The organism is Streptomyces sp. MUM 2J, from assembly GCF_022414535.1.
In the GTDB taxonomy this organism is placed as follows: domain Bacteria; phylum Actinomycetota; class Actinomycetes; order Streptomycetales; family Streptomycetaceae; genus Streptomyces.
On record NZ_JADWYM010000007.1, the window covers coordinates 41156 to 65531 of the forward strand.

The window sequence follows — 24376 nt, forward strand, 5'->3', positions numbered from 1 at the left end:
GCCCTCACGCCTCCGGGATCTCGAACGTGCTGGTGCGCTGCATACCGGCCGCGCGCCCCTTGCCCGCGATGACCAGCGCCATCTTGCGGCTGGCCTCGTCGATCATCTCGTCGCCGAGCATCGCGGACCCCTTCTTGCCGCCCGCCTCCGACGTGTAGTAGTCGTACGCGTCGAGGATCAGCTCGGCGTGGTCGTAGTCCTCCTGCGACGGCGAGAAGATCTCGTTCGACGCCTCGACCTGGCCCGGGTGCAGTACCCACTTGCCGTCGAAGCCGAGCGCCGCGGCGCGCTGCGCGACCGCGCGGTAGCCGTCGACGTTGCGGATCTGCAGGTAGGGGCCGTCGATCGCCTGGAGGTCGTTGGCGCGGGCCGCCATCAGGATCTTCATCAGGATGTAGTGGTAGGCGTCCGCCGGGTAGCCGGGCGGCTGCTCGCCGACGACCAGCGACTTCATGTTGATCGACGCCATGAAGTCGGCCGGGCCGAAGATGATCGTCTCCAGGCGCGGCGAGGCCTGCGCGATCGCGTTGACGTTGTTCAGGCCCTGCGCGTTCTCGATCTGCGCCTCGATGCCGATGCGGCCGACCTCGAAGCCCATGGTCTTCTCGATCTGGGTCAGCAGCAGGTCCAGGGCGACCACCTGCTCGGCGTTCTGCACCTTCGGCAGCATGATGCAGTCGAGGTTCGGGCCGGCGCCCTCGACCACCGTCACGACGTCGCGGTACGTCCACTCGGTCGTCCAGTCGTTGACGCGCACGACTCGCGTCTTGCCCGTCCAGTCGCCCTCGTTGAGGAACTTGACGACGGTGTGCCGCGCCTCGGGCTTGGCCAGCGGCGCGCACGCGTCCTCCAGGTCCAGGAAGACCTGGTCGGCGGGGAGACCCTGCGCCTTCTCCAGGAAGCGGGGGTTGCTTCCCGGGACCGCCAGGCAGGAGCGGCGCGGGCGAAGGCGGTTGACGGTCATGCGGGGACCTCCAGGGGGTCGAGCTTGTTCGCTTTGCGGATCTCGTCGACGATGCTGCCGATGATGCCCGTGATGTCGAAGTCCTTCGGGGTGAAGACGGCGGCCACCCCGGCGGCTCGCAGCTGTTCGGCGTCACCGTTCGGGATGATGCCACCTGCGATCACGGGTATATCTGTGGCACCGGCCACACGGAGGCGCTCCAGCACGTCCGGCACCAGCTGGGCGTGCGAGCCGGAGAGGATGGACAGGCCCACCGCGTGCACGTCCTCGGCGAGGGCCGCGTCCACGATCTGCTCCGGCGTGAGCCGGATGCCCTGGTAGACCACCTCGAACCCGGCGTCGCGGGCCCGCACGGCGATCTGCTCGGCGCCGTTGGAGTGCCCGTCCAGGCCCGGCTTGCCGACCAGGAAGCGCAGCTTGCCCACGCCCAGGTCGCGGGCGGTGACGTCCACCCTGCGGCGCACCTCGGCCAGCTTGGTGCCCTCCTCGGCGGTCACCGCGACCGGCGCGGACGACACGCCCGTGGGAGCGCGGAACTCGCCGAACACCTCGCGCAGCGCCCCGGCCCACTCCCCGGTCGTCACGCCGGCGCGGGCGCACTCCAGGGTGGCCTCCATGAGGTTGGCGGTGCCCCGCGCGGCCTCCTTCAGCCGCTCCAGCGCCTTGCAGGGGCGCGGGTGGTTGAAGGGCGGCTGGTAGCGGGTGTCGCGCCAGTGCCGTAGTGCGGCGATGACGCGCTGCTCGACGGCCGGGTCGACCGTCTGGATCGCGGTGTCCAGGTCGGCGGTGAGCGGGTTGGGCTCGGTCGACTCGAAGATGTTGACGCCGACGATCTTCTCCTGGCCCGACTCGATGCGCCCGCGGCGCTCGGCGTGCGAGGCGACGAGCTGGGACTTGAGATAGCCGGACTCCACGGCGGCCATCGCGCCGCCCATCTCCTGGATCCGCTCGATCTCGGCGAGGGAGGCGGCGACGAGCTCCTCCACCTTCGCCTCGACGACCTTCGAGCCCTCGAAGAGGTCGTCGTACTCCAGCAGGTCGCTCTCGTAGGCGAGGACCTGCTGGATGCGCAGCGACCACTGCTGGTCCCAGGGGCGGGGCAGACCCAGCGCCTCGTTCCAGGCCGGCAGCTGCACGGCACGCGCCCGTGCGTCCTTGGAGAGGGTCACGGCCAGCATCTCCAGCACGATCCGCTGGACGTTGTTCTCCGGCTGCGCCTCGGTCAGCCCGAGGGAGTTCACCTGGACGCCGTAGCGGAAGCGGCGCTGCTTGGGGCTCTCGATGCCGTACCGCTCGCGCGTGATCATGTCCCAGATGCGGCCGAAGGCGCGCATCTTGCACATCTCCTCGACGAAGCGGACGCCCGCGTTGACGAAGAAGGAGATGCGGGCGACGACGTCGCCCATGCGCTCCTGCGGCACCTGCCCGGAGTCGCGTACGGCGTCCAGGACGGCGATCGCGGTGGACATCGCGTACGCGATCTCCTGTACGGGTGTGGCACCCGCCTCCTGCAGGTGGTAGCTGCAGATGTTGATCGGGTTCCACTTCGGGATGTGGGAGACCGTGTACGCGATCATGTCCGTCGTCAGGCGGAGCGAGGGCCCCGGTGGGAAGACGTGCGTCCCCCGGGACAGGTACTCCTTGACGATGTCGTTCTGGGTCGTGCCCTGGAGCTTGGTGATGTCCGCGCCCTGCTCCTCGGCGACGACCTGGTAGAGCGCCAGCAGCCACATGGCCGTGGCGTTGATCGTCATCGAGGTGTTCATCTGCTCCAGGGGGATGTCCTGGAACAGCCGGCGCATGTCACCGAGGTGCGCGACGGGCACGCCGACCCGGCCGACCTCGCCGCGGGCGAGGACGTGGTCGGAGTCGTAGCCGGTCTGCGTCGGCAGGTCGAACGCCACCGACAGGCCCGTCTGGCCCTTGGCGAGGTTGCGCCGGTACAGCTCGTTGGACGCCTCGGCCGTGGAGTGACCGGCGTAGGTCCGCATGAGCCACGGCCGGTCCTTCTGACGCTCAGTCATGGACGGACCTCAGATGTTCCGGAAGCGGTTGATGGCGTCGATGTGCTGGGCGCGCATCTCCTCGTCGCGCACGCCCAGGCCTTCCCCGGGGGCGAGGCACAGCACTCCGACCTTGCCCTGGTGGAGGTTGCGGTGCACGTCGTAGGCGGCCTGGCCGGTGTCCTGAAGGGAGTACACCTTCGACAGGGTGGGGTGGATCCTGCCCTTGGAGACGAGGCGGTTGGCCTCGTAGGCCTCCCGGTAGTTGGCGAAGTGCGAGCCGACGATCCGCTTCAGCGACATCCACAGGTAGCGGTTGTCGTACTGGTGCATGTAGCCGGAGGTGGAGGCGCAGGTGACGATCGTGCCGCCCTTGCGGGTGACGTAGACGGAGGCGCCGAAGGTCTCGCGGCCGGGGTGCTCGAAGACGATGTCGACGTCCTCGCCGCCGGTGAGTTCGCGGATGCGCTTGCCGAAGCGCTTCCACTCCTTGGGGTCCTGGGTGTGCTCGTCCTTCCAGAACCGGTAGCCCTCGGCGGCGCGGTCGATGATCAGCTCGGCTCCCATCCTCCGGCAGATCTCCGCCTTCTCCGGCGAGGAGACCACGCAGATCGGGGTGGCGCCGCCGGCCAGGGCGAACTGGGTTGCGTAGGATCCGAGTCCGCCGGACGCGCCCCAGATCAGGACGTTGTCGCCCTGCTTCATCGCCGCGCCGTTGCGGGAGACCAGCTGCCGGTAGGCGGTGGAGTTGACCAGGCCCGGGGCGGCGGCCTCCTCCCAGCTCAGGTGCTTCGGCTTCGGCATGAGCTGGTTGGTCTTGACCAGGGCGATCTCGGCGAGGCCGCCGAAGTTGGTCTCGAAGCCCCAGATGCGCTGCTCGGGGTCGAGCATGGTGTCGTCGTGCCCGTCGGGGGACTCCAGCTCGACGCTGAGGCAGTGCGCGACGACCTCGTCGCCGGGCCGCCAGGCGTTGACGCCGGGGCCCGTGCGCAGCACGACGCCCGCGAGGTCGGAGCCGATGATGTGGTACGGCAGGTCGTGCCGCTTGGCCAGCGGGGAGAGCTTGCCGTAGCGCTCCAGGAACCCGAAGGTGGACATCGGCTCGAAGATCGAGGTCCACACCGAGTTGTAGTTGACCGAGGAGGCCATCACGGCCACCAGGGCCTCGCCCGGGCCCAGCTCGGGCACGGGGACCTCGTCGAGGTGGATCGACTTGCGCGGGTCCTTGTCACGGGTCTCCAGGCCCGCGAACATCTCCGTCTCGTCCTTGTGCACGGTGATCGCGCGGTACGACTCGGGGAGCGGCAGCGCGGCGAAGTCGGCCGAGGTGGAGTCGGGCGACTGGATCGCGGCGAGGATGTCCTTCACGGTCACGGTGTTGCCTCCGGCGGTTGGGGTCTCCCCTGCCCGGACGGTGCCGGGGGTCGAGGGGAAGCGCCCTGAGGGAGGGGCGCTGAGGGTGGTGTCGGTGCTGCTGAGGGTTGGGGAAGTGCCGTCGGTTCGGCGGTGGTGCTGATCGGCAGCGCTGGGTGGCGCGGGAGGTTGCCTGTGACGCAGGCGCCGGGCGCGCAGGCCCCGGGAAGGGTCTGCGGGGACAGCCGGCGTACGTATGGTCTCTGCACGCCGGCCGCCCGGACATCTTCAACGTATGGCACACCGTGTCAGGTGGCAAGGCACTGAGTGCCAGAACTTGCTCTCAGATGAAATCTCTACGCAACAAATGAGCGATGATCGATCGAATGCGGCTGGAGAGGTAGCCGAAAAGGGCCCCTGACATGGCAAAACGGCCACCCGGTCGGGTGGCCGTTGTCACAGCGCCGGCAGGGCGGCTCAGCGCTCCCTGAGCGCCTTCTCGATGGTCCGCATCACCTCGTCCAGCGGGGCGTCGGTGCGTGCGACCGTCACCAGCACCTCGCCCTGCGTCGAGGCGGTCGCCGCGGTGGGCTTCGCCGGCGGGGTGGTGCGGCCCGCCATGATGCCCGACCCGAACGTCTTGCGGACGATCGCGAAGGCGTGGTCGAGCTGCGCCTCCACGTCGCCCTGGGCCCCGGCCCTCAGCCAGCGCCGCAGCACGTGGTTGTGGGCGGTGACGACGGCCGAGGCGGCGACCTCGGCCAGCAGGGGGTCGTCGTTGGCGTCGTCGTCGTGCGCGTGCTCGTCGAAGTGGCCGAGGAGGTAGCGGGTGAACAGGCGCTCGTAGCGGGCCACCGACGCGATCTCCGCCTCGCGCAGGGTGGGCACCTCGCGCGTCAGCTTGTAGCGGGCGACGGAGATCTCCGGCCGCGCCGCGTACATCTTCATGACTTCCTTGATGCCGCGGCACACCGTGTCGAGCGGGTGCTCGTGCGCCGGGGCGGCGTTGAGCACCGCCTCCGCGCGGACGAGCGTGTCGTCGTGGTCGGGGAAGATCGCCTCTTCCTTGGAGCGGAAGTGGCGGAAGAAGGTGCGGCGGGCCACGCCGGCGGCAGCCGCGATCTCGTCGACGGTGGTCGCCTCGTAGCCCTTGGTCGCGAAGAGCTCCATCGCCGCCGCCGCCAGTTCCCGGCGCATCTTGAGCCGCTGGGCGGCGGCGCGACTGCCTGCGGCACTTTCCGGCGCGTCTGGCGTAGCTGGGGTACGTGAGGACTTGGCGGGCTGGGACATGACCCGAACGTACTGCATGCGCGCAGCTCGATGCGCAGGTCCGCAGTTTCCCCCGCCCTCCGCGGGCGGGGGAGGACCGGGCCGGGCCGGGGGCGGTGCCATGGCCGGATCGAGCAGTCCGCCCCAGTCCCGGCCCCCGGTGAACCGGTCGCCGGGCCGCTCAGCGCCGGGCATATTCGCGGAAGCCCCGGCCGGTCTTGCGGCCGAGGCAGCCCGCGGCCACCAGGTGCTCCAGCAGCGGGGCCGGGGCCAGACCCGGGTCGCGGAACTCGCGGTGGAGGACCTTCTCGATGGCCAGGGAGACGTCCAGGCCGACGACGTCGAGGAGTTCGAACGGGCCCATCGGGTAGCCGCCGCCCAGCCTCATCGCCGCGTCGATGTCGTCCAGGGAGGCGTAGTGCTCCTGGACCATCTTGACCGCGTTGTTCAGGTAGGGGAACAGCAGGGCGTTGACGATGAACCCGGCGCGGTCGCCGCAGTCCACGGCATGCTTCCTGATCTTGACGCAGACCTCGCGGACCGTCGCGTGGACGTCGTCCGCCGTCAGCACCGTGCGCACGACCTCGACCAGCTTCATCGCCGGCGCCGGGTTGAAGAAGTGCATGCCGATCACGTCCTGCGGGCGCGAGGTGGCGCGGGCGCAGGCGACCACCGGCAGCGAGGACGTCGTGGTCGCCAGAACCGCGCCCGGCTTGCACACCTTGTCCAGCGCGGCGAACAGCTGCTGCTTGACCGCCAGGTCCTCGGCCACCGCCTCGACGGCCAGGTCGACGTCGGCGAAGGCGTCGTAGGAACCGGCGGGAGTGATCCGCTCCAGCGTCCGGGCAGCGGCCTCGGCGGTCAGCCGGCCCTTGTCGACGGAACGGGCCAGCGACTTGCCGATCCGGGCCTTGGCGGCCTCCGCCTTCTCCTCGCTGCGGGCCGCCAGGACGACCTCGTAGCCCGCCTTGGCGAACACCTCGGCGATGCCGGAGGCCATGGTGCCCGAGCCGGCCACGCCGACCGAGCGGACCGGACGGCCGGCGGCCGCGGCACCGCTCTCCAGCGGGGTCTGCGTGTCCCGCACGACGGTGGCGCTGCCGGGGGCCTCGTAGGTGTAGAAGCCGCGGCCGGACTTGCGGCCGGTCAGGCCCGCCTCGCTGAGCTGCTTGAGGATCGGGGCGGGGGCGTGCAGCCGGTCCCCGGACTCGGTGTACATGGCCTCCAGGACCGTCCGCGCGGTGTCGACACCGATCAGGTCGAGCAGCGCCAGGGGACCCATCGGCAGACCGCAGCCGAGCCGCATCGCGGCGTCGATGTCCTCGCGGGAGGCGTACTTCGCCTCGTACATCGCGGCGGCCTGGTTGAGGTAGCCGAACAGCAGCCCGTCGGCGACGAAGCCGGGCCGGTCGCCCACCGCGACGGGTTCCTTGCCCAGGTCGACCGCGAGGTCGGTGACGGCGGCGACGGCGGTGGGCGCGGTCAGCACCGACGACACGACCTCGACCAGCTTCATCGCCGGGGCCGGGTTGAAGAAGTGCAGGCCGAGCACGCGCTCGGGGTGGGCCGAGTCGGCGGCCAGGCGGGTGACGGACAGCGCGTTGGTGCCGGTCGCCAGGATCGTCCCGGGCCGCACGATGCCGTCGAGCTGCCGGATGATCTGCTGCTTGACCTCGTAGGACTCCGGAGCGACCTCGATGACCAGGTCGGCGTCGGCCGCCGCGGCGAGGTCGGCGGAGGTGCGGACGCGGGAGAGTGCCTCGGCGCGCTCCGGCCCGGTCAGGCGCCCGCGCTCCACGGCGCGGGCGGTGGCGGTCTCCAGGGCGGCGACGCACCGGGCGGCCTGCGCCTCGCTGATGTCGATGCCGATCACCTCGCGACCGGCGCGGGCGAGGACCTCGGCGATGCCGGTGCCCATCGTGCCGAGGCCGACCACGGCCACGGTCTTGAGGGGGGACAGGGAGGGGTCGGTCAGGGGAGCGGCCATCGCGGGACTCCAGGGATGAGGGTGACGACGGGAAGCGCGACCCGGGTGCGTCGCTGAGGCGGCGCACCGGATGCGTGAGGAGGAATGCGGGTGTCACGGGCTGCAAGCGCACACGCCCGGTGCCGTCGTCGCGGGGCGCGCACACGCCCGCGGCAGGACGGCTGATCCGACCAGCCCTGTCCCGGGGCCGGGTCGTACTGCGGTACCTCGGGTACCGAACCGACTGCTCTCACGGGGCCGCGTCACCAGACCGCCGTGAGGAGTACGCGAGGGGGTAACTCGCTCGTCTGAGCTTAACCAGTGGGTAACGAGCGCGCCAGTCCCCCGAGTTTGTGATGTACGTCCCGTCGGCCGGGCGGCCCGCCTACGCTTCGGCGTCATGGACGAAGAGTTGCGATCGCTCACGGAGCGCGTACGGCGGGAGGCGCACGGCGCGGCGGAGTACGACCGGCTGGCGGCCACCGAGGACCCGGACGAACTGGCGGGCGTGCTGACCGCGCCCGGGCAGCCGCTGTGGGCGAGGGAACTGGCCGCGTTCCGGCTGGGACTGGCCGGCGACCGGCGGGCCTTCGAGGCCCTCGTCCTCCTGCTCAACCACCGTGATCCGCAGCGCTGTGCCTCCGCCGCGTACGCCCTGGCCCGCCTCGGTGATCCGCGCACCGCCCGCGCGGCCGCGGCCCTGGCCACCAACGAACTGCGCGTCGCCTACGCCCTGCACCCGGTGCGTCTGCTGGCCGAACTGCGCGCACCCGAGGCCGTACCCGCGTTGATCACCACGCTGCGGCGCCGACTGCACCCGCACGATCCCTACCGGCGGGTGGCGCTGGCCTGTGTCGAGGGCCTGGGCACCCTGGGCGACCCCCGGGCCCGGCCGGTCCTCAACGACGCCCTCGCCCACCCGGCCCTGGCTCAGGCCGCGGTCCGGGCCCTGGCCCGCATCCCCGGGCAGCGTGGGGGGACGTGAGCGGACGGCCGGGCGGGTGCCGGGCGTCGGCAGGAGGGCGCACCGGGCCGGGTCGCTCGGTGTGGGCGGTTCGTGAGGTTCACGAACCGCCCACGTAGGACGTCCGCGGTCCGCGCCGCCGGCGCGGCGTCAGCCGGTCAGGTCCCTGACGTACCGCACCTCGGGCACGGCCACGCCGTCCACCTCGAACGGCTCCTCGGCGCCGTCCGGGGCGAATCCCGACCGCGCGTAGAAGCGCCGGGCGCGGAGGTTCTCCTTCAGCACCCACAGCAGCACACGCGCGTGCCCGGAGGCCGCGCACCGGCGCACGGCCTCCGCCAGCAGCAGCCGACCCGCGCCGATGCCGTGGCGGGCCGGGTCGACGTAGAGCGCGTACAGCTCGGCATCGGCGGTGCGCAGGCCGCCGTCCCGGTACGGGCCGTGGCAGGCCCAGCCGACGACCTCCCCGCCCCGCTCCGCGACCAGATCCACCACACCGCCGTCGCGACGGGAGAACCGGCTGCGGTGCCGCTCGGCGTCCACCGGGACGCTCAGCGCGTCGAGGTAGGGCTGCGGCATCAGCCCCCGGTAGGCGCTCTGCCAGCCGCGGACGCGGATCGCGGCGACGCGGTCGCAGTCGGCGTGGGTCATCTCCCGGACGGTGAGCGCGCTCATGCGGCCATCATGGCCGACGGTACCGGCCCGCGTCCCAACGGATTTCCGCCGCGGCCCGGTTCGACCGACGGCCGCGGCCGGGCGTGACGCGTCAGCTCCGGAAGCCGACCAGGCCGTGCAGCGTGGTGCCGCGGCTGCCGCCCCGGGCCGCCTTGGCGTCCAGCGGCTCGGGTCCGGGCTGCGCCGGGCAGACCGCGTCCACGTCGTCGTAGCCGCGCGGCACCGTCCCGTCCGTGAGGTACGCGGCCAGATACCCGTCCAGGCAGCTGTTGCCGCTCAGGGTGATGCCGTGGTTGCCACCGCCCTGCTCGACCACCAGACTGGACCGCCCCAGCAGGTGATGGACCGTCAGGCCGCCCTCGAACGGGGTGGCCGCATCGTTCGTCGCCTGGAACAGCAGCGCCGGTGGCAGTGCATGGTTGGTCACGTCCACCGGGGTGAGCGAACGCGTCGGCCAGAACGCGCACGGCGCGTTGTACCAGGCGTTGTTCCAGGTCAGGAACGGTGCCTTCGCGTACGCCGCCCAGTTGTCCTCGCGCCACTGCTGCCAGTCGCGTGGCCAGGCGGCGTCCCGGCACTGCACCGAGGTGTAGACGCTGTAGCCGTTGTCGCCGGCGGCGTCGACGGCGCCGAAGGCGTCGTACGCCGCCACCAGCGGAACGGTGTTCTGGTCCTTGACGTACGCGGCGAACGCCTCGGCGAGGTAGGGCCAGTAGCCGTTGTAGTAACCGCCGGGCAGGAAGGTGTCCTCCACTTCCGCGGCACCGACCCGGCCGTCGGCAGGCTTCCTGCCGAGGGCCGCCCGCATCGCGTACCAGGCGTCCTCGACCTTCTCCGCGTCGGTGCCGAGCCCGTACGCCGCGTCGTGCTCGGCGACCCAGGCCAGGAAGGCGCGGTGGCGGTCCTCGAAGGCGTAGTCCTGGCGGAGGTTGTCGTCGTACCACGCCCCGGTGGGGTCGACGACGGAGTCCAGCACCAGGCGCCGCACGTGGTGCGGGTAGAGCTTGGCGTAGACCGCGCCCAGGTAGGTGCCGTACGAGTACCCGAAGTAGTTGATGCTCCGGGCGCCCAGCGCCCGCCGGATCGCGTCCATGTCCCGCACGGCGCTGACGGTGCCCATGTGGGGCAGCAGGTCGGCGTACTTCCTGCCGCAGGCCTCCGCGAAGGACTTCGCCCGGGCGAGGTTCGCCTTCTCCAGTGCGCGGGTGCTCGGGACCGGGTCGGGACGCGGCGGGTCGAAGTGGCCGGGGCCGCAGTCCAGAGCCGGCTCGCTGCTGCCCACCCCGCGCGGGTCGAAGCCGATCACGTCGTACTGCTCCGCCACGCGTTTCGGCAGCGCCGAGGCGACGAAGCCGGCCAGCTTCAGACCGCTGCCCCCGGGGCCGCCCGGGTTGACCAGCAGAGGGCCCTGGTACGTCGTCCCGGTGTGCGGGACCCGGGAGAGGGCGAGCGTGATCTGGCGGCCCCGTGGGCGGGCGTGGTCCAGTGGCACCCGCAGGGACGCGCACTCGAGCGTCGGATAGCGGGTGGTGCCGCACTTCTTCCAGTCGGGCCCGGCGCCCCGGCCGTCGTGGGCGGTGGTCGCCGCGGCAGGCGGGGGCGGAGTGCTCGCCCGCGCGGGCAGGGCGGACAGCGAACCGGCCACGACCGCGGCGGCGCACAGCACGGCAGCGCGTTTTCTCATGCGGGTCCTCCCAGGACGGAGAGGCACGGGGCACAGTGCCCACGGCCCCGGCCGCATCGTCCCGGGGATCCCGCCCGGAGGAACGTGTTCTGCCGATACTTGACCCGATCGGGTCGCCCGATGCGCTCGAACGCGCTCAGATCAGCGTGAGCTGGGTCGGCCGGGATGCGGGCGGCGCGACCGGGTCCGGCGGGCGGATCCCGCGGGGCGTGCCCGCACCGTCCGGGCCGATGCCGTACTCCCGTGCCAGCTCGTGCACCTGACGGGTGATCCGGCGCTGGTACCACTTCGGCGCGTAGGCGCCGTCCGCGTACAGCCGCTCGTAGCGGCGTACCAGATGCGGGTGTTCCCGGCCCAGCCAGGCCATGAACCACTCGCGGGCGCCGGGCCGCAGGTGGAGCACCAGCGGCGTGACGGAGGTGGCACCGGAGGCCGCGATCGCCCGCACCGTGGCGCGCAGCCGGGCGGGGTCGTCGCTCAGGAACGGGATCACCGGCGCCATCAGCACCCCGCATCCGAGCCCGTGCCCGGCCAGGGTGCGGACGACGTCCAGGCGCCGCTGCGGTGCCGGGGCGCCCGGCTCGACCGCGCGCCACAGTTCGGGGTCGCTGAAGCCGACCGAGACGGACAGGCCGACGTCGGTCACCCGCGCGGCCCGGGTCAGCAGTTCCAGGTCGCGCAGGATCAGTGTGCCCTTGGTGAGGATCGAGAACGGGTTGGCGTGGTCCCGCAGGGCGGCCAGGATCCCGGGCATCAGCCGGTAGCGTCCCTCCGCCCGCTGGTAGCAGTCGACGTTGGTGCCCATGGCGATGTGCTCCCCCCGCCAGCCGCGTGCGCCGAGCTCGCGGCGCAGCAGTTCGGGGGCGTTCACCTTCACCACGATCTGGCTGTCGAAACCGGTGCCGGTGTCGAGGTCGAGATAGCCGTGTGTCCTCCTCGCGAAGCAGTAGACGCACGCGTGCGTGCAGCCCCGGTACGGGTTGACCGTCCATTCGAAGGGCATGCGGGAGGCGCCCGGCACGCGGTTGACGATCGAGCGGGCCCGGACCTCGTGGAAGGTGACGCCGGCGAACTCCGGCGTGTCGATGGTGCGGGTCACCACCGCGTGCGCGCCGAACAGCGCGGCGCCGGCGGCGCGCTCCTGGCCGCCGGACTCCAGGGTGAGGTTCTCCCAGCGCATGAGGCCTCCTCGGTAGCACTGGGCATAGAATAGAACACATGTTCGCATGATCGTGCGAGCGTCATCTTCGGTCCGTCCCTGACACTCGAACGATCGGTTCCGGTACCCCGATTTGGGTGGTCGGCGACCGGGGTGGTTGGCTTGCCCCAACCCCGAGAACATGAGGTCCTGGAGGGATCCAATGGCGCAGGTCGAGGCCACTACGGAGCGGGTCGTCGCGGCGGACCCGGAGAAGGTGTTCGACACCCTCGCCGACTACAGCGGCGCCCGCCGGAAGCTGCTGCCCGAGCACTTCAGCGAGTACGAGGTGCGGGAGGGCGGCGACGGCGAGGGCACCCTGGTGCACTGGAAGCTCCAGGCCACCAGCAAGCGCATCCGCGACTGCCTCCTGGATGTCACCGAACCCACCGACGGGCAGCTCGTCGAGAAGGACCGGAACTCCTCGATGGTCACCACCTGGACCGTCACGCCCGCCGGCGAGGGCCGTGCCCGGGTCGTCGTCACCACCACCTGGCAGGGCGCCGGCGGCATCGGCGGCTTCTTCGAGCGGGCCTTCGCGCCCAAGGGGCTGGGCCGGATCTACGACGCCCTGCTCGCCAAGCTCGCCGCCGAGGTCGAGTGACGCCACGTCGTCGCCGGTGAAGGGGGGTTGACCCCCTCACCGGTTCGGGTGGATCTCCGTGTGACGTGCCGCGCCGCCGTAACCCGTCGCGCCTGACCGCAGTTGCCGCATTACGCGGGGATTGTGACAGGCGTGACGAGGGGAGCGGTAGGTGGGCGGGATCACTCTGGTGCACGACGAACCGGCGGTGGCGCCCCCGAGCCGCGCCGCCCCCGCACCGGCCGGGGCACTCAGTCCGCGCCGGGTGCGGCTGGTCTTCGTCGGGCTGATGCTGGCCCTGCTGCTGGCCGCCCTGGAACAGATGATCGTCGCCACCGCTCTGCCGAGGATCGTCGGCGAGCTGCACGGCCTGGACCGGATGTCCTGGGCGATCACCGCCTACCTGCTCACCTCCACCATCGGCCTGCCGGTCTACGGCAAGCTCGGGGACCTCCTCGGCCGCAAGGGCGTCTTCCAGTTCGCCATCGTGGTCTTCGTGATCGGCTCCGCCCTCGCGGGTCGCGCCGCCACGATGGACCAGCTCATCGCCTTTCGCGCCGTCCAGGGCGTCGGTGCGGGCGGACTCATGATCGGTGTTCAGGCGATCATCGCCGACATCGTGCCGCCCCGTCGGCGCGGCCGGTTCATGGGACTCGTCGGCGCCGCCTTCGGTCTGGCGTCGGTCGCCGGACCACTGCTCGGCGGCTACTTCACCGACCACCTCACCTGGCGGTGGTGCTTCTACGTCAACGTCCCCTTCGGGCTGGTCACGCTCGCCGTCGTCACCCTCGTGCTCAGGCTGCCCCGGCCCACCGCCCGCCCCCGCTTCGACGTCCTCGGCTCCCTGCTGCTCGCCGCCGCCTCGACCTGCCTGGTCCTGCTGACCAGTTGGGGCGGCACCGAATACGCCTGGACCTCGCGCGTCGTCCTCGGGCTCGGCGCCGGCGCAGCGCTTGCCACCGTCCTCTTCGTGCTCGCCGAGCGCTTCGCCGCCGAACCCCTCATCCCGCTGCGGCTGTTCAGGGACTCCGTCTTCACCGTCACCGGCGTGGTGGGCCTGGTCGTCGGAGCCGCCCTGTTCGGAGCCGCCAGTTACCTGCCGACCTTCCTGCAGATGGTCGACGGGGCCTCGGCCACCGAGTCGGGGCTGCTGATGCTGCCGATGATGGGCGGCATCGTCGGTGCCTCGATCGTCTCCGGCCAGCTCGTCAGCCACACCGGCCGCTACAAGCTCTACCCCGTCCTCGGCTGCGCCCTGTCGGCCGCCGGGATGTGGCTGCTGTCCCGGCTCCAGACCGACACCCCCCGGCTGCACTACAGCGTCTGGATGGCCGTCCTCGGCGCGGGCATCGGCATGGTGATGCCGGTGCTGATCCTCGCCGTGCAGAACTCCGTGCGCGCCTCCGACCTCGGCACCGCCACCAGCGCCAACAACTACTTCCGGCAGATCGGCGGCAGCGTCGGCGCCGCGGTCTTCGGCACCCTCTTCGCTCGCCGGCTCGCCGACGCGCTCCGTGCCGAGCTCCCCCGGGGCGGCAGCGCACCCGACCCCGAATCCCTCACCCCGGAACTCGTCCGCACCCTGTCCCCGGCGCTGCGCGACGCCTACGTCCGGGCGTACGCCGACGCCATGCCGCGGATCTTCCTCTGGCTCGTGCCGGTGCTCGTCCTCGGCCTGCTCATCGCCTTCTTCCTCAAGGAGAAACCCCTGGTGTCCCACCACGCCGTCACCGACGGGACCGAGCAGACGCACGCCCCCGCCGCGCGGACCCTGCCCCGCCCCTCCGGCCCGGCGACCGCCGGCCCGCCCCGCGCGCCGCGCACCGGCGGAATCCCGGTCTGCGGCGCGGTGCAGCACCCCGACGGCACCGCTGTGCCCCGCGCGGCGCTCACCCTCATCGACGCCTCCGGAACGCAGATCGGGCGCGGGGCGAGCGGCGAGGCCGGCCAGTACGCGCTCTCCACGCCCGGCCCCGGCGCCTATGTGCTCATCGCCGCCGCAGGCGGCCACCAGCCGCAGGCCGTCTCCGTGACGGTCGGCGAACGCCCCGTGGAGCTGGACGTCGTCCTCGGCGGCGCGGGACGCCTGGCCGGCAGCGTGGCCACCGCCGACGGAACCCCCGTGCGGGACGCCACCGTCACCCTCACCAACGTCCACGGCGAGGTCGTCGCCGCCACCCGCAGCGGACGCGAGGGGTGCTACGTCATCACCGAACTCGTCGCCGGGGAGTACACCCTCGCTGCCAGCGCCCCCGCCTTCCGCCCCGCCGCCCTCCCGGTCACCGTCCAGGCCTCCCGGGAGACCCGCCAGGACATCGAACTCGCGGGCGGCGCCGTGCTGCGCGGCACCGTCCGGGCCGGCGGCGGACGGCCCGTCGAGGACGCGCGCGTGACCCTCCTCGACGCCGCCGGGAACGTCGTCGACACGCTCGCCACCGGCCCCGACGGGGCCTTCCGGTTCGTCGACCTGTCCTCCGGCGAGTACACGGTGATCGCCGCCGGGTACCCGCCCGTGGCCACCGTGCTGCAGCTGGCGGGCGGCGGACGAGCCGAACGGGACCTCCAACTCGGGCACGAGGACTGACACATGGGCTTGCCGAGGACCCGGCCGCGGCCAATTCCGTTGTTGCCGCCCCTTGCCGCAGGCATGGGCCGTACCGTTGAGTAGGGGAGGAGATCTTGCCGATACCTGGGGAGAGGACCTGGGCCATGGAGCGTGGCACGGACCGGGACGCACCTCTCAGCCGCACCGCCGCGTCCGCCACGCCGACCGGACCGACCGGCGCCGGACGCATCCCGCTCGCCGTGGTCGTCGTCGACCGTGACGGCCTCGTCTCCCACTGGAGCCGGGGCGCACGGCGGCTCTTCGGCACCGTCAAGGAGGAGGCGATCGGCCGCCCGGTGGCCGACCTGCTGCCCGTCTCCGGCGCGTTCCCGGACCGTGGCGACCCCGGCCCCTACGGGGCGTACGACGCCTACGACGGCCTCGGCCCCGACCTGGAGGCCTCCCTCGACGGGCAGCTGTCCTACCCCGCGGCCGGCCGGGCCCGACTGACCGTGCCGGGGCGTGACCGCGCCGACGTGTTGTGGTGGGCCTATCCGCTGGTCGGACCCGGCAGCGGGCGACTGCTCGTCCTCGCCGCCGACGCCGGGGCCCTCGCCCGGGACGACCCGGCCGCCCCGGCCGCCGAGCGCATCGCGCCCGGCTTCGCCCTGCACACGGACTTCCCCGGCGCCGATCAGCTGGCCCGCCGTCTGCCCGAGATCCTGCCCAGCATGAGTGTCGGGGAGAGCGCCCGCATCGTCGCGCAGGTCCTCGAACTCGGTTATCCCGTACTGGAGTTCAGCCAGAACGACCGGGTCCCGGTGACTCCCGACTGGGGCGTGCCGCGGCGCGACGAGCGCAGGGCGCGCCGCGAGACGGCCGCCCGGGCCGCGGCAGCCGGCCGGCCGCTGCCGCCGCGCCTGCCCGACGACGGCGGGCGACCGGTGGACGGCGACCACCTGGCGGAGGCTCAGGACGCCGAGGACCTGGAGTACGCCGCCGTGCGCGAGCGGCTGGAGTTCCTCAACGAGATCAGCGGGCGGATCGGCACCTCCCTCGACCTCGCGCGGACCATCGTCGAGGTGAGCCGTGCCGTCGTCCCGCGCTTCACCGACGTCGCCGGCACCTATCTGCGCGAACAGGTCGTCGCCGGCGAGGGATTCCCCGACGGAGTCCCGGACACCACCACGATGTGGCACCGGGTCGCCCTGGAGCACACCGACGAACCCGGTCGCTGGGACGACGTCGTACCGGTGGGCGAGGCCATGCCGTTCCCCGCGCACACCCCGTTCTTCCAGTGCATGACCACCGGTGAGCCCGTCCTCGTGCCGTGCATCACCGAGGAGATGGGCCACGCCATCGCCTCGCAGTTCGAGAAGCGGGACATCAGGCCGCTGATCACCGGCCGCTCCATGCTGGTCGTCCCGCTCAAGGCACGCAACGTCGTGCTGGGCTTCATGATCCTGCTGCGCCACCCGGAACGGCCCGTCTTCAACGACATGGACCGGGCCACCGGCGCCGAACTCGCCGCCCGCGCGGGCCTCGTGCTCGACAACGCACGCATGTACACCTACCAGGAGAACGTCGCCGAGACGCTCCAGGACAGCATGCTGCCGCACATCCCCGCGCACATGACGGGCTGCGACATCGCCACCCGCTACCTGCCCGGCACCCTGCTCGGCCGGGTCGGCGGCGACTGGTTCGACGCGGTGAAACTGCCCGGCGCGCGTACCGCCCTCGTCGTCGGGGACGTGATGGGACACGGCCTCAACTCCGCAGCCATGATGGGCCAGTTGCGGACCGCCGTACAGACCATGGCGGCGCTCGACCTGCCGCCGTCGCAACTGCTGCGCAACCTCGACGACCTCGCCCAGCGGCTCGGCGACGCGTATCTCGCCACCTGCCTGTACGCCGTCTACGATCCGGTCGCGGGCGACCTCCACCTCGCCAACGCCGGCCACATACCGCCGGTGCTGGTGCGCGCCGACGACGGCCGCAGCGAGCTGCTCGACCTGCCGACGGGGGCACCGATCGGCGTCGGCGGGGTGCCGTTCGAGGCGGTGCGCGTGCCCGTGCGTCCCGGCGACCGGCTGGTGATGTGCACCGACGGACTGGTCGAGATGCGGGGCGAGGACATCGGCGTCGGCCTCGCGACGCTGTGCGCGTCCGCCGCCCACCCGGCCGCGTCCATGGACGCGGCCTGCGACACGATCATCCGTACCCTGGGCGCCCGCGGCGGCCGGAAGGACGACGTGGCCCTGCTGATGGCCCGCCTCAACGGCGTCGCCGGTGACCAGGTCGCCGTGTGGCGGCTCGACCTCGACCCCTCCGAGGCCGGCCGTGCCCGCGCGGCGGTGCGCGAGCAGCTGCACACCTGGGGGCTGTCCGCCCTGGCCCCCACCGCCGAGCTGCTGGTCGGCGAGCTGGCCGCCAACGCCCTGCGACACGCCCGCGCACACCCCGTCGAGCTGCGTCTGGTGCGCGGGGACACCCTGCTGTGCGAGGTGGAGGACGACTCCCACGAGCTGCCCACCCTGCTGAACGCGGGGCCCACCGACGAGGCCGGGCGCGGCCTGCGTGTCGTCGGCGCACTGGCCCGGGAGTGGGGGACGAGCCGCACCGCCACGGGCAAGACGGTCTGGTGCGAACTGACCCTGCCGAGGCACTGACCCGGCCGCGGCCCCCGACCCGGCCGGGTGCGCTACCCGGCCGGCCGTCGGACCGCAGGTACGGCACGTGACCCCGCACACCGGTCGAACGCGCCGTGAACGATCGTGTGCCCCCGCTTGTGGCCGCGACCCGGGGACGATAGACCGTACTGACCCGTCATCACACGACGGAACGTCGCTGCACCCAAGGGGAGTTGGGCATGAGTGTGACGAGTCGGTACCGCGCGGCCTGGGAGGGCTTCTGGCAGGAGGTCCCCGACGAGCAGGGAGCCGCTCTCTGGGACGCCTCGCCCGCGGTGACCGCGCGCCTCCATCTCGCGCTGTTCCGGCCGCACCTGGCCGACCCGGAGCTGCCACTGGTGGATCTGGGCTGCGGCAACGGCACCCAGACCCGCTTCCTGGCCGAGCACTTCGCCCGGGTCGTCGGCGCCGACCTGTCCGCGGCTGCCCTGGAGCACGCACGACACGCCGACCCCGCGGGCCGGGCCCGGTACCGGCAGCTCGACGCGGCCGACGAGGCAGGGACCGAGGCGCTGCACACGGAGCTCGGCGACGCCAACGTCTACCTGCGGGGCGTCATCCACCAGTGCGAGCCGGACGACCGGCAGCCGTTCGCGGACGCCGTCGCCGCGCTCGTCGGCACCCGCGGCCGGGCCTTCGTCGTCGAACTCGCCGAGGCCGCCGGCGTCGCGCTCCAGGGCCTGGCGGCGAGCCCCGCCGGGCCGCCGGCCAAGCTGGCACCGGTCCTGCGGCACGGCATCGCACCCGCCGAGGTGACCGACGCCGCCCTCCCGGAGTATCTGCGCGCGGCCGGGCTGACGGTCCTGGCGAGCGGCGAGTTGCCGCTGACGACCACCGAGGCGGGGCCCGACGGGGCACCGATCCGGCTGCCGTCCCGGTGGCTGGTGGCCGGACGCACCGGCTGACGGGACGGCACGACCGCGCGACGCGCCCAGCCGCGGGTCCTGATGCCCGCGGTGCCGCCGTGCCGCCCGCGGCGGCCCGGCGGCGACGACGGCTTTGCGCGGTGCGCCGCCGTCCCTGGCCGACCCCCTTCCCGGTGCGTAACGTGGGCCCCATGAAGATCCTCATCAGCGCCGACATGGAGGGCGCCACGGGCGTGACCTGGCCCGCCGACGTGCTGCCGGGCACCCCTCAGTGGGAGCGGTGCCGCGCCCTGTTCACCTCGGACGTCAACGCGGCAGCCCTCGGCTTCCTCGACGGCGGCGCCGACGAGGTGCTCGTCAACGAGGCCCACTCGACCATGCGCAACCTGCTCCTGGAGCAGCTCGACCCCAGGGTCCGGATGCTCACCGGGCGGCACAAGGCGCTGTCCATGGTGGAGGGAGTCCAGCACGGCGACGTCGACGGGATCGCCTTCCTCGGCTACCACGCCGGCGCCGGTATGGAGGGCGTCCTCGCCCACACCTACCTGGCCAACCAGATCACCGGTGTGTGGCTGAACGACGTGCGCGCCAGCGAGGGCCTGCTCAACGCGCGCGTCGTCGCCGAGTACGGGGTCCCCGTCGTGCTCGTCACCGGGGACGACGTGGCCTGCGAGGACGCCCTGGGCTACGCGCCCGAGGCGCTCAAGGTCGCCGTCAAGGACCATGTCTCACGCTACGCCGCCGTGTGCCGCACACCGGCCAGGACGGCGGGTGACATCCGGGCCGCGGCCAAGGAGGCGGCTTCCCTCGCGGTCCGCCGTGATCCCGTCGACGAGGGGCCTTGTACGGTCGCCGTCGAGTTCGACGCCGAGCACCTCGCGATGGCCGTCACCGTGGTACCGGGAGTGGCGCGGATCGGGGAGCGGAAGGTGGCGTACACCAGCGGCACGATGTACGAAGGCATCCGCACGTTCAAGGCGGTCACCACGATCGCCTCGTCGGCGGTGGAGGAGCAGTATGGCTGACCAGCAGGCGATGGACGAGGTGGTCCGGTTCACGTCCGAGCTGATCCGGATCGACACCACCAACCGGGGCGGCGGCGACTGCCGGGAGCGGCCCGCCGCCGAGTACGCCGCCGAGCAGCTCGCCGGAGCGGGGCTGGAGCCGGTGCTCCTGGAGCGCACCGAGGGCCGCACCAACGTCGTCGCCCGGGTCGAGGGCACGGACCCCGCCGCCGACGCGCTGCTCGTCCACGGCCACCTCGACGTCGTGCCCGCCGAGGCCGCGGACTGGAGCGTCGACCCGTTCTCCGGCGAGATCCGCGACGGTGTCGTGTGGGGGCGCGGCGCCGTCGACATGAAGAACATGGACGCGATGATCCTCGGCGTCGTCCGGAGCTGGGCCCGCGAGGGGTTCCGGCCCCGCCGCGACATCGTCGTCGCCTTCACCGCGGACGAGGAGGACAGCGCCGAGGACGGTTCCGGCTTCCTCGCCGACCGGCACTCCGAACTCTTCGAGGGCTGCACCGAGGGCGTCGGCGAGTCCGGCGCGTTCACGTTCCACGACGGCGGCGGACGGCAGATCTACCCGATCGCCGCGGGCGAGCGCGGAACCGGCTGGCTCAGGCTGAGCGCGCGCGGCCGGGCCGGGCACGGGTCCAAGGTCAACCGGGAGAACGCGGTGACACGGCTCGCCGCGGCGATCACCCGGATCGGTGAGCACCGGTGGCCGCTCCGGCTCACCCCGACCGTGCGGGCCGCCCTCACCGAACTCGCCGCGCTCTACGGCCTCGACGCCGACCTCGACGACGTGGACGGACTGCTGACCAAGCTCGGCCCCGCCGCCGGACTGGTCGAGGCCACCGTCCGCAACAGCGCCAACCCGACCATGCTGAGCGCCGGTTACAAGGTCAACGTCATCCCGGGCGAAGCCCACGCCTACGTCGACGGGCGCTACCTGGCCGGTTTCGAGGACGAGTTCCGCACCACCCTCGACGAACTCACCGGACCGGACGTGGACTGGAGCTTCCACCACCGCGAGGTCGCCCTCCAGGCGCCCGTCGACGCGCCGACCTTCGCGGCGATGCGTGCCGCCGTCGAGGAGTTCGCCCCCGAGGGGCACGTGGTGCCGTACTGCATGTCCGGCGGCACCGACGCCAAGCAGTTCTCCCGGCTGGGCATCACCGGCTACGGCTTCGCACCGCTGAAGCTGCCCGAGGGCTTCGACTACCAGGCCCTCTTCCACGGCGTCGACGAACGGGTGCCCGTCGAGGCACTGCACTTCGGGGTGAAGGTGCTGGACCGCTTCCTGCGGACGGCGTAGGCGAGTTGGGGGAGAGAGTGCAGACTTTGCCGTACGGCGCGTGGCCGTCGCCCATCGACGCGGCCCTCGCCGCCGCCCACGACGGGCATCCCGAGTACGTGGGCTTCGTCGCCGACGAGGCCTGGTGGACCGAGCCGCGGCCCGAGGAGGGCGGACGGCGCACCCTGGTGCGGCGCCATGCGGACGGCCGCGAGGAGCCGGTGCTGCCGGCCCCGTGGAACGTGCGCAGCCGCGTCATCGAGTACGGCGGCCGGCCCTGGGGCGGTGCCGTCGTCGACGGGCGAACGGTCGTGGTGTTCACCCACTTCGCCGACCAGCGCCTGTACCGGTGGGAGCCCGGCGGTGAGCCGCGTCCGCTCACGCCGGTCTCCGGGGTGGGCGGCGGGCTGCGCTGGGCCGAGCCGCAGGTACTGGCCGGGCGCGCCGAGGTGTGGTGCGTGCTGGAGGAGTTCACCGGCGAGGGGCCCGGGGACGTGCGCCGCGTCCTGGCCGCCGTGCCACTGGACGGGTCGGCCGCCGAGGACCGCGGCGCGGTGCGCGAACTCACCGACGACCGGCACCGGTTCGTCACCGGCCCGCGCCTTGCTCCCGACGGCGGCCGGGCCGCCTGGCTGGCCTGGGACCATCCGCGGATGCCCTGGGACGGCACCGAGCTGATCGTCGCCGACGTCCAGGCCGACGGCACCCTGAGCGGAGCGTGTTCCGTCGCCGGCGGCCCCGAGGAGTCCATCGCCCAGGTCGACTGGGCCCCCGACGGGGGCCTGCTGTATGTCAGCGACCGCAGCGGCTGGTGGAACCTCTACCGGGACGGCACACCGCTGGCTCCGCGGGAGGAGGAGTTCGGCGGGGCGCTGTGGAAGCTCGGCCACCGTTGGTTCGCCCCTCTCGACAGCGGCCTGATCGCCGTCGTGCACGGCCGCGGCGCCACCGTGCTCGGGATCCTGGACCCCGAGTCCGGCGAGGTCGTCGACGTGGCGGGACCGTGGACGGAGTTCGCGCCCACGCTCGCCGTCCACGGCGACCGGGTCCTCGCCGTCGGCGCCAGCCCACGCAGCGCCTACGAGGTGGTGGAGCTGGACACCCGCACCGGCCGGGCCCGCGTGGTGGGCGCCGCGCACAGCGACGCCGTCGACCCCGTCCACTACCCCGAACCCCAGATCCGTACCTTCACCGGACCCGACGGACGCGACATCCACGCGCACGTCTACCCGCCCCACAACCCCGTCTGCGGCGCCCCCGGCGACCGGCCCGCCCCGTACGTCGTCTGGGCACACGGCGGCCCCACCGGGCGCGCGCCCCTCGTGCTCGACCTGGAGATCGCCTACTTCACCTCCCGCGGCATCGGCGTGGCCGAGGTGAACTACGGCGGCTCCACCGGGTACGGCCGCGCGTACCGTGACCGGCTGCGCGAGCAGTGGGGCGTGGTCGACGTCGAGGACTGCGCGGCCGTCGCGCTCGCCCTCGCCGAGGAGGGCACCGCCGACCGGGAGCGGCTCGCGGTGCGGGGCGGCAGCGCGGGCGGCTGGACGACGGCCGCCTCCCTCGCGGTGACCGACGTCTACTCCTGCGGCACCATCATCTACCCGGTCCTCGACCTCACCGGCTGGGCGTCGGGGGAGACCCACGACTTCGAGTCCCGCTACCTGGAGTCGCTGGTCGGCCCGTTCACCGAGGTGCCGGCCCGGTACGCCGAGCGCTCGCCGGTGGAGCACGCCGACCGGATCACCGCGCCGTTCCTGCTGCTACAGGGCCTGGACGACGTGATCTGCCCGCCCGCCCAGTGCGAGCGGCTTCTGGCCCGCATGGCGGGCCGACGGGTGCCGCACGCCTACATCGCCTTCGAAGGGGAGGGGCACGGTTTCCGCCGCGCGGACACGATGGTGCGCGCCCTGGAAGCCGAACTCTCCCTGTACGCACAGGTGTTCGGGCTGAGTGTGCCCGGCATCCCGACGCTGGAGCTCGCCAAGTGAGGGAACTGATCCGCCCGGCCCGCCTCGCACCCGGCGCCCGTGTGGCCGTCGTCGCGCCCAGTGGGCCCGTGCCCGAGGAGCGGCTGGAGGCCGGGCTCGACGTGCTGCGCGGCTGGGATCTCGACCCCGTCGTGGCCCCCCACGTCCTGGACCGGCACGACGCGTTCGACTACCTGGCGGGGACGGACGCCGACCGGGCCGCCGACCTGGAGTCCGCCTGGTGCGATCCGGCGGTGGACGCCGTACTCTGCGCCCGCGGCGGCTACGGTGTGCAGCGCATGGTCCACCTGGTGGACTGGGAGGCGATGCGGGCCGCAGGCCCGAAGGTCTTCGTCGGCTTCAGCGACATCACCGCACTGCACGAGGCGTTCGCCGCCCGGCTGGGCCTGGTCACCCTGCACGGGCCGATGGCGGCGGGCGTGGACTTCCTCAAGAACTCCCGCGCCCAGGACCATCTGAAGGCCACGCTGTTCGCACCGGAGACGGTCCGCACGATCGGCTCCGCCGGACGCGCCCTCACCGGCGGCCGGGCCCGGGGGGTGCTGCTCGGCGGCTGTCTCGCCCTGCTCGCCGCGGAACTCGGCACCCCGCACGCCCGGCCGTCCGCGGCAGGCGGCCTGCTGTGCCTGGAAGACGTCGGCGAGGAGCCCTACCGGCTCGACCGCTACCTCACCCAGTTGCTGCGCGCGGGCTGGCTGGACGGCGTCCGCGGGGTGCTGCTCGGCTCGTGGGAGAACTGCGGGCCCTACGACCGGGTGCGGGCCCTGCTCGCCGACCGGCTCGCCGGGCTCGGGGTGCCGGTGGCCGAGGAGTTCGGGTTCGGCCACGGCGAGGGCGCGCTGACGATCCCCTTCGGCGTCGCCGCCGAACTCGACGCGGACGCGGGGACCGTGACCCTGGACGCGCCCGCGCTCACCTGACCGGCGCCCCCAACAGCGTCCCGCGACGCCGGGGCGGGCGGAGCCACCCGCCACCGGCACGCCGGACATCCCCGGGGCCTCACCGTGCGTGACCGGCCGCCTGGGGGGACCCTGGTGCTATGAGCTCGAAGACATCCGAGAGCACCGGCACACGGACACGCCGGGGTGTGACGCTGACACCCGCCCGGATCACCGTCCTGGTGCTCGCAGTCCTCGCCGTGATCTTCATCTTCGAGAACACCCGCTCGACGAAGATCCGTCTGCTGATTCCCGAGGTCACCGTGCCGTTGTGGACGGCCCTGCTGGCCACGGGACTGATCGGGGCCCTGTTCGGGGCGTACTTCATGAGACGCAGAAACTAGTGCCGCCTTCATGAGACACAGAAGCTAGTGCCGCAGCAGGCA

18 protein-coding genes are annotated in these 24376 nt (G+C 72.7%); 10 read left to right on the forward strand and 8 right to left on the reverse strand.

Going from position 1 to position 24376, the window contains the following annotated elements; translation table 11 throughout:
* Positions 1 to 4: 4 nt before the first annotated feature.
* The 5 genes from I3F54_RS09375 to I3F54_RS09395 form a co-directional block, all read right to left on the reverse strand.
* Positions 5 to 964 carry a CoA ester lyase gene (locus I3F54_RS09375; protein ID WP_240118177.1) on the reverse strand — a complete coding sequence of 320 codons (960 nt, stop codon included), beginning with the start codon at positions 962 to 964 and terminating at the stop codon, positions 5 to 7.
* Complete coding sequence (locus tag I3F54_RS09380; RefSeq protein WP_240118179.1) at positions 961 to 2988, reverse strand: protein meaA; 2028 nt, start codon at positions 2986 to 2988, stop codon at positions 961 to 963. The genes I3F54_RS09375 and I3F54_RS09380 overlap by 4 nt, the downstream gene beginning before the upstream one ends.
* A gap of 9 nt (positions 2989 to 2997) precedes the next feature.
* Positions 2998 to 4335: a crotonyl-CoA carboxylase/reductase gene (gene ccrA / locus I3F54_RS09385; protein WP_240118324.1), complete on the reverse strand. Its 1338-nt coding sequence runs from the start codon at positions 4333 to 4335 to the stop codon at positions 2998 to 3000.
* 462 nt (positions 4336 to 4797) lie between these two features.
* The gene (locus I3F54_RS09390; RefSeq protein ID WP_240118180.1) at positions 4798 to 5610 is read right to left on the reverse strand and encodes a TetR family transcriptional regulator; all 813 of its coding nucleotides are present in this window, start codon (positions 5608 to 5610) and stop codon (positions 4798 to 4800) included.
* Positions 5611 to 5770: 160 nt separating this feature from the next.
* Positions 5771 to 7576, reverse strand: coding sequence for a 3-hydroxyacyl-CoA dehydrogenase family protein (locus I3F54_RS09395; RefSeq protein WP_240118182.1), 1806 nt, complete (start codon positions 7574 to 7576; stop codon positions 5771 to 5773).
* A 379-nt stretch (positions 7577 to 7955) separates the two neighbouring features.
* On the opposite strand from I3F54_RS09395, the gene I3F54_RS09400 reads away from it, so the two are divergent.
* Positions 7956 to 8540: an adenylosuccinate lyase gene (locus I3F54_RS09400; protein ID WP_240118183.1), complete on the forward strand. Its 585-nt coding sequence runs from the start codon at positions 7956 to 7958 to the stop codon at positions 8538 to 8540.
* 129 nt (positions 8541 to 8669) lie between these two features.
* Here I3F54_RS09400 and I3F54_RS09405 read toward each other — a convergent pair whose 3' ends face one another.
* The 3 genes from I3F54_RS09405 to I3F54_RS09415 form a co-directional block, all read right to left on the reverse strand.
* Entirely contained in the window at positions 8670 to 9194 is a 525-nt protein-coding gene (locus tag I3F54_RS09405; protein WP_240118185.1) for a GNAT family N-acetyltransferase, read from the reverse strand.
* Between the two features lie 91 nt (positions 9195 to 9285).
* Positions 9286 to 10878: an alpha/beta hydrolase gene (locus I3F54_RS09410; RefSeq protein ID WP_240118187.1), complete on the reverse strand. Its 1593-nt coding sequence runs from the start codon at positions 10876 to 10878 to the stop codon at positions 9286 to 9288.
* Between the two features lie 136 nt (positions 10879 to 11014).
* On the reverse strand, positions 11015 to 12058 hold the full coding sequence (locus tag I3F54_RS09415) for an Rv2578c family radical SAM protein (protein ID WP_240118188.1): 1044 nt from the start codon (positions 12056 to 12058) through the stop codon (positions 11015 to 11017).
* 181 nt (positions 12059 to 12239) lie between these two features.
* Here I3F54_RS09415 and I3F54_RS09420 point away from each other — a divergent pair, with 181 nt between their 5' ends.
* The 9 genes from I3F54_RS09420 (at position 12240) to I3F54_RS09460 (ending at position 24334) form a co-directional block, all read left to right on the forward strand.
* The gene (locus I3F54_RS09420) at positions 12240 to 12680 is read left to right on the forward strand and encodes an SRPBCC family protein (protein WP_240118190.1); all 441 of its coding nucleotides are present in this window, start codon (positions 12240 to 12242) and stop codon (positions 12678 to 12680) included.
* A 151-nt stretch (positions 12681 to 12831) separates the two neighbouring features.
* Complete coding sequence (locus tag I3F54_RS09425; protein WP_240118192.1) at positions 12832 to 15243, forward strand: MFS transporter; 2412 nt, start codon at positions 12832 to 12834, stop codon at positions 15241 to 15243.
* A 125-nt stretch (positions 15244 to 15368) separates the two neighbouring features.
* Positions 15369 to 17873, forward strand: a complete 2505-nt coding sequence (locus I3F54_RS09430; protein ID WP_240118193.1) for a SpoIIE family protein phosphatase — start codon at positions 15369 to 15371, stop codon at positions 17871 to 17873.
* 200 nt (positions 17874 to 18073) lie between these two features.
* A complete protein-coding gene (locus I3F54_RS09435; protein ID WP_240118195.1) occupies positions 18074 to 18799 on the forward strand; it encodes a class I SAM-dependent methyltransferase in 726 nt (241 codons plus the stop codon).
* Positions 18800 to 18951: 152 nt separating this feature from the next.
* The gene (locus I3F54_RS09440; protein WP_240118197.1) at positions 18952 to 19785 is read left to right on the forward strand and encodes a M55 family metallopeptidase; all 834 of its coding nucleotides are present in this window, start codon (positions 18952 to 18954) and stop codon (positions 19783 to 19785) included.
* Complete coding sequence (locus tag I3F54_RS09445) at positions 19778 to 21082, forward strand: M20/M25/M40 family metallo-hydrolase (protein ID WP_240118198.1); 1305 nt, start codon at positions 19778 to 19780, stop codon at positions 21080 to 21082. The genes I3F54_RS09440 and I3F54_RS09445 overlap by 8 nt, the downstream gene beginning before the upstream one ends.
* Positions 21083 to 21099: 17 nt before the next feature.
* Positions 21100 to 23052 (forward strand): prolyl oligopeptidase family serine peptidase, encoded by a 1953-nt coding sequence (locus tag I3F54_RS09450; protein ID WP_240118199.1) that lies wholly within the window; start codon positions 21100 to 21102, stop codon positions 23050 to 23052.
* A complete protein-coding gene (locus I3F54_RS09455) occupies positions 23049 to 23972 on the forward strand; it encodes an LD-carboxypeptidase (protein ID WP_240118200.1) in 924 nt (307 codons plus the stop codon). The genes I3F54_RS09450 and I3F54_RS09455 overlap by 4 nt, the downstream gene beginning before the upstream one ends.
* 119 nt (positions 23973 to 24091) lie before the next feature.
* Positions 24092 to 24334 (forward strand): DUF1049 domain-containing protein, encoded by a 243-nt coding sequence (locus I3F54_RS09460; RefSeq protein ID WP_240118201.1) that lies wholly within the window; start codon positions 24092 to 24094, stop codon positions 24332 to 24334.
* The last annotated feature ends 42 nt before the right edge of the window (positions 24335 to 24376 follow it).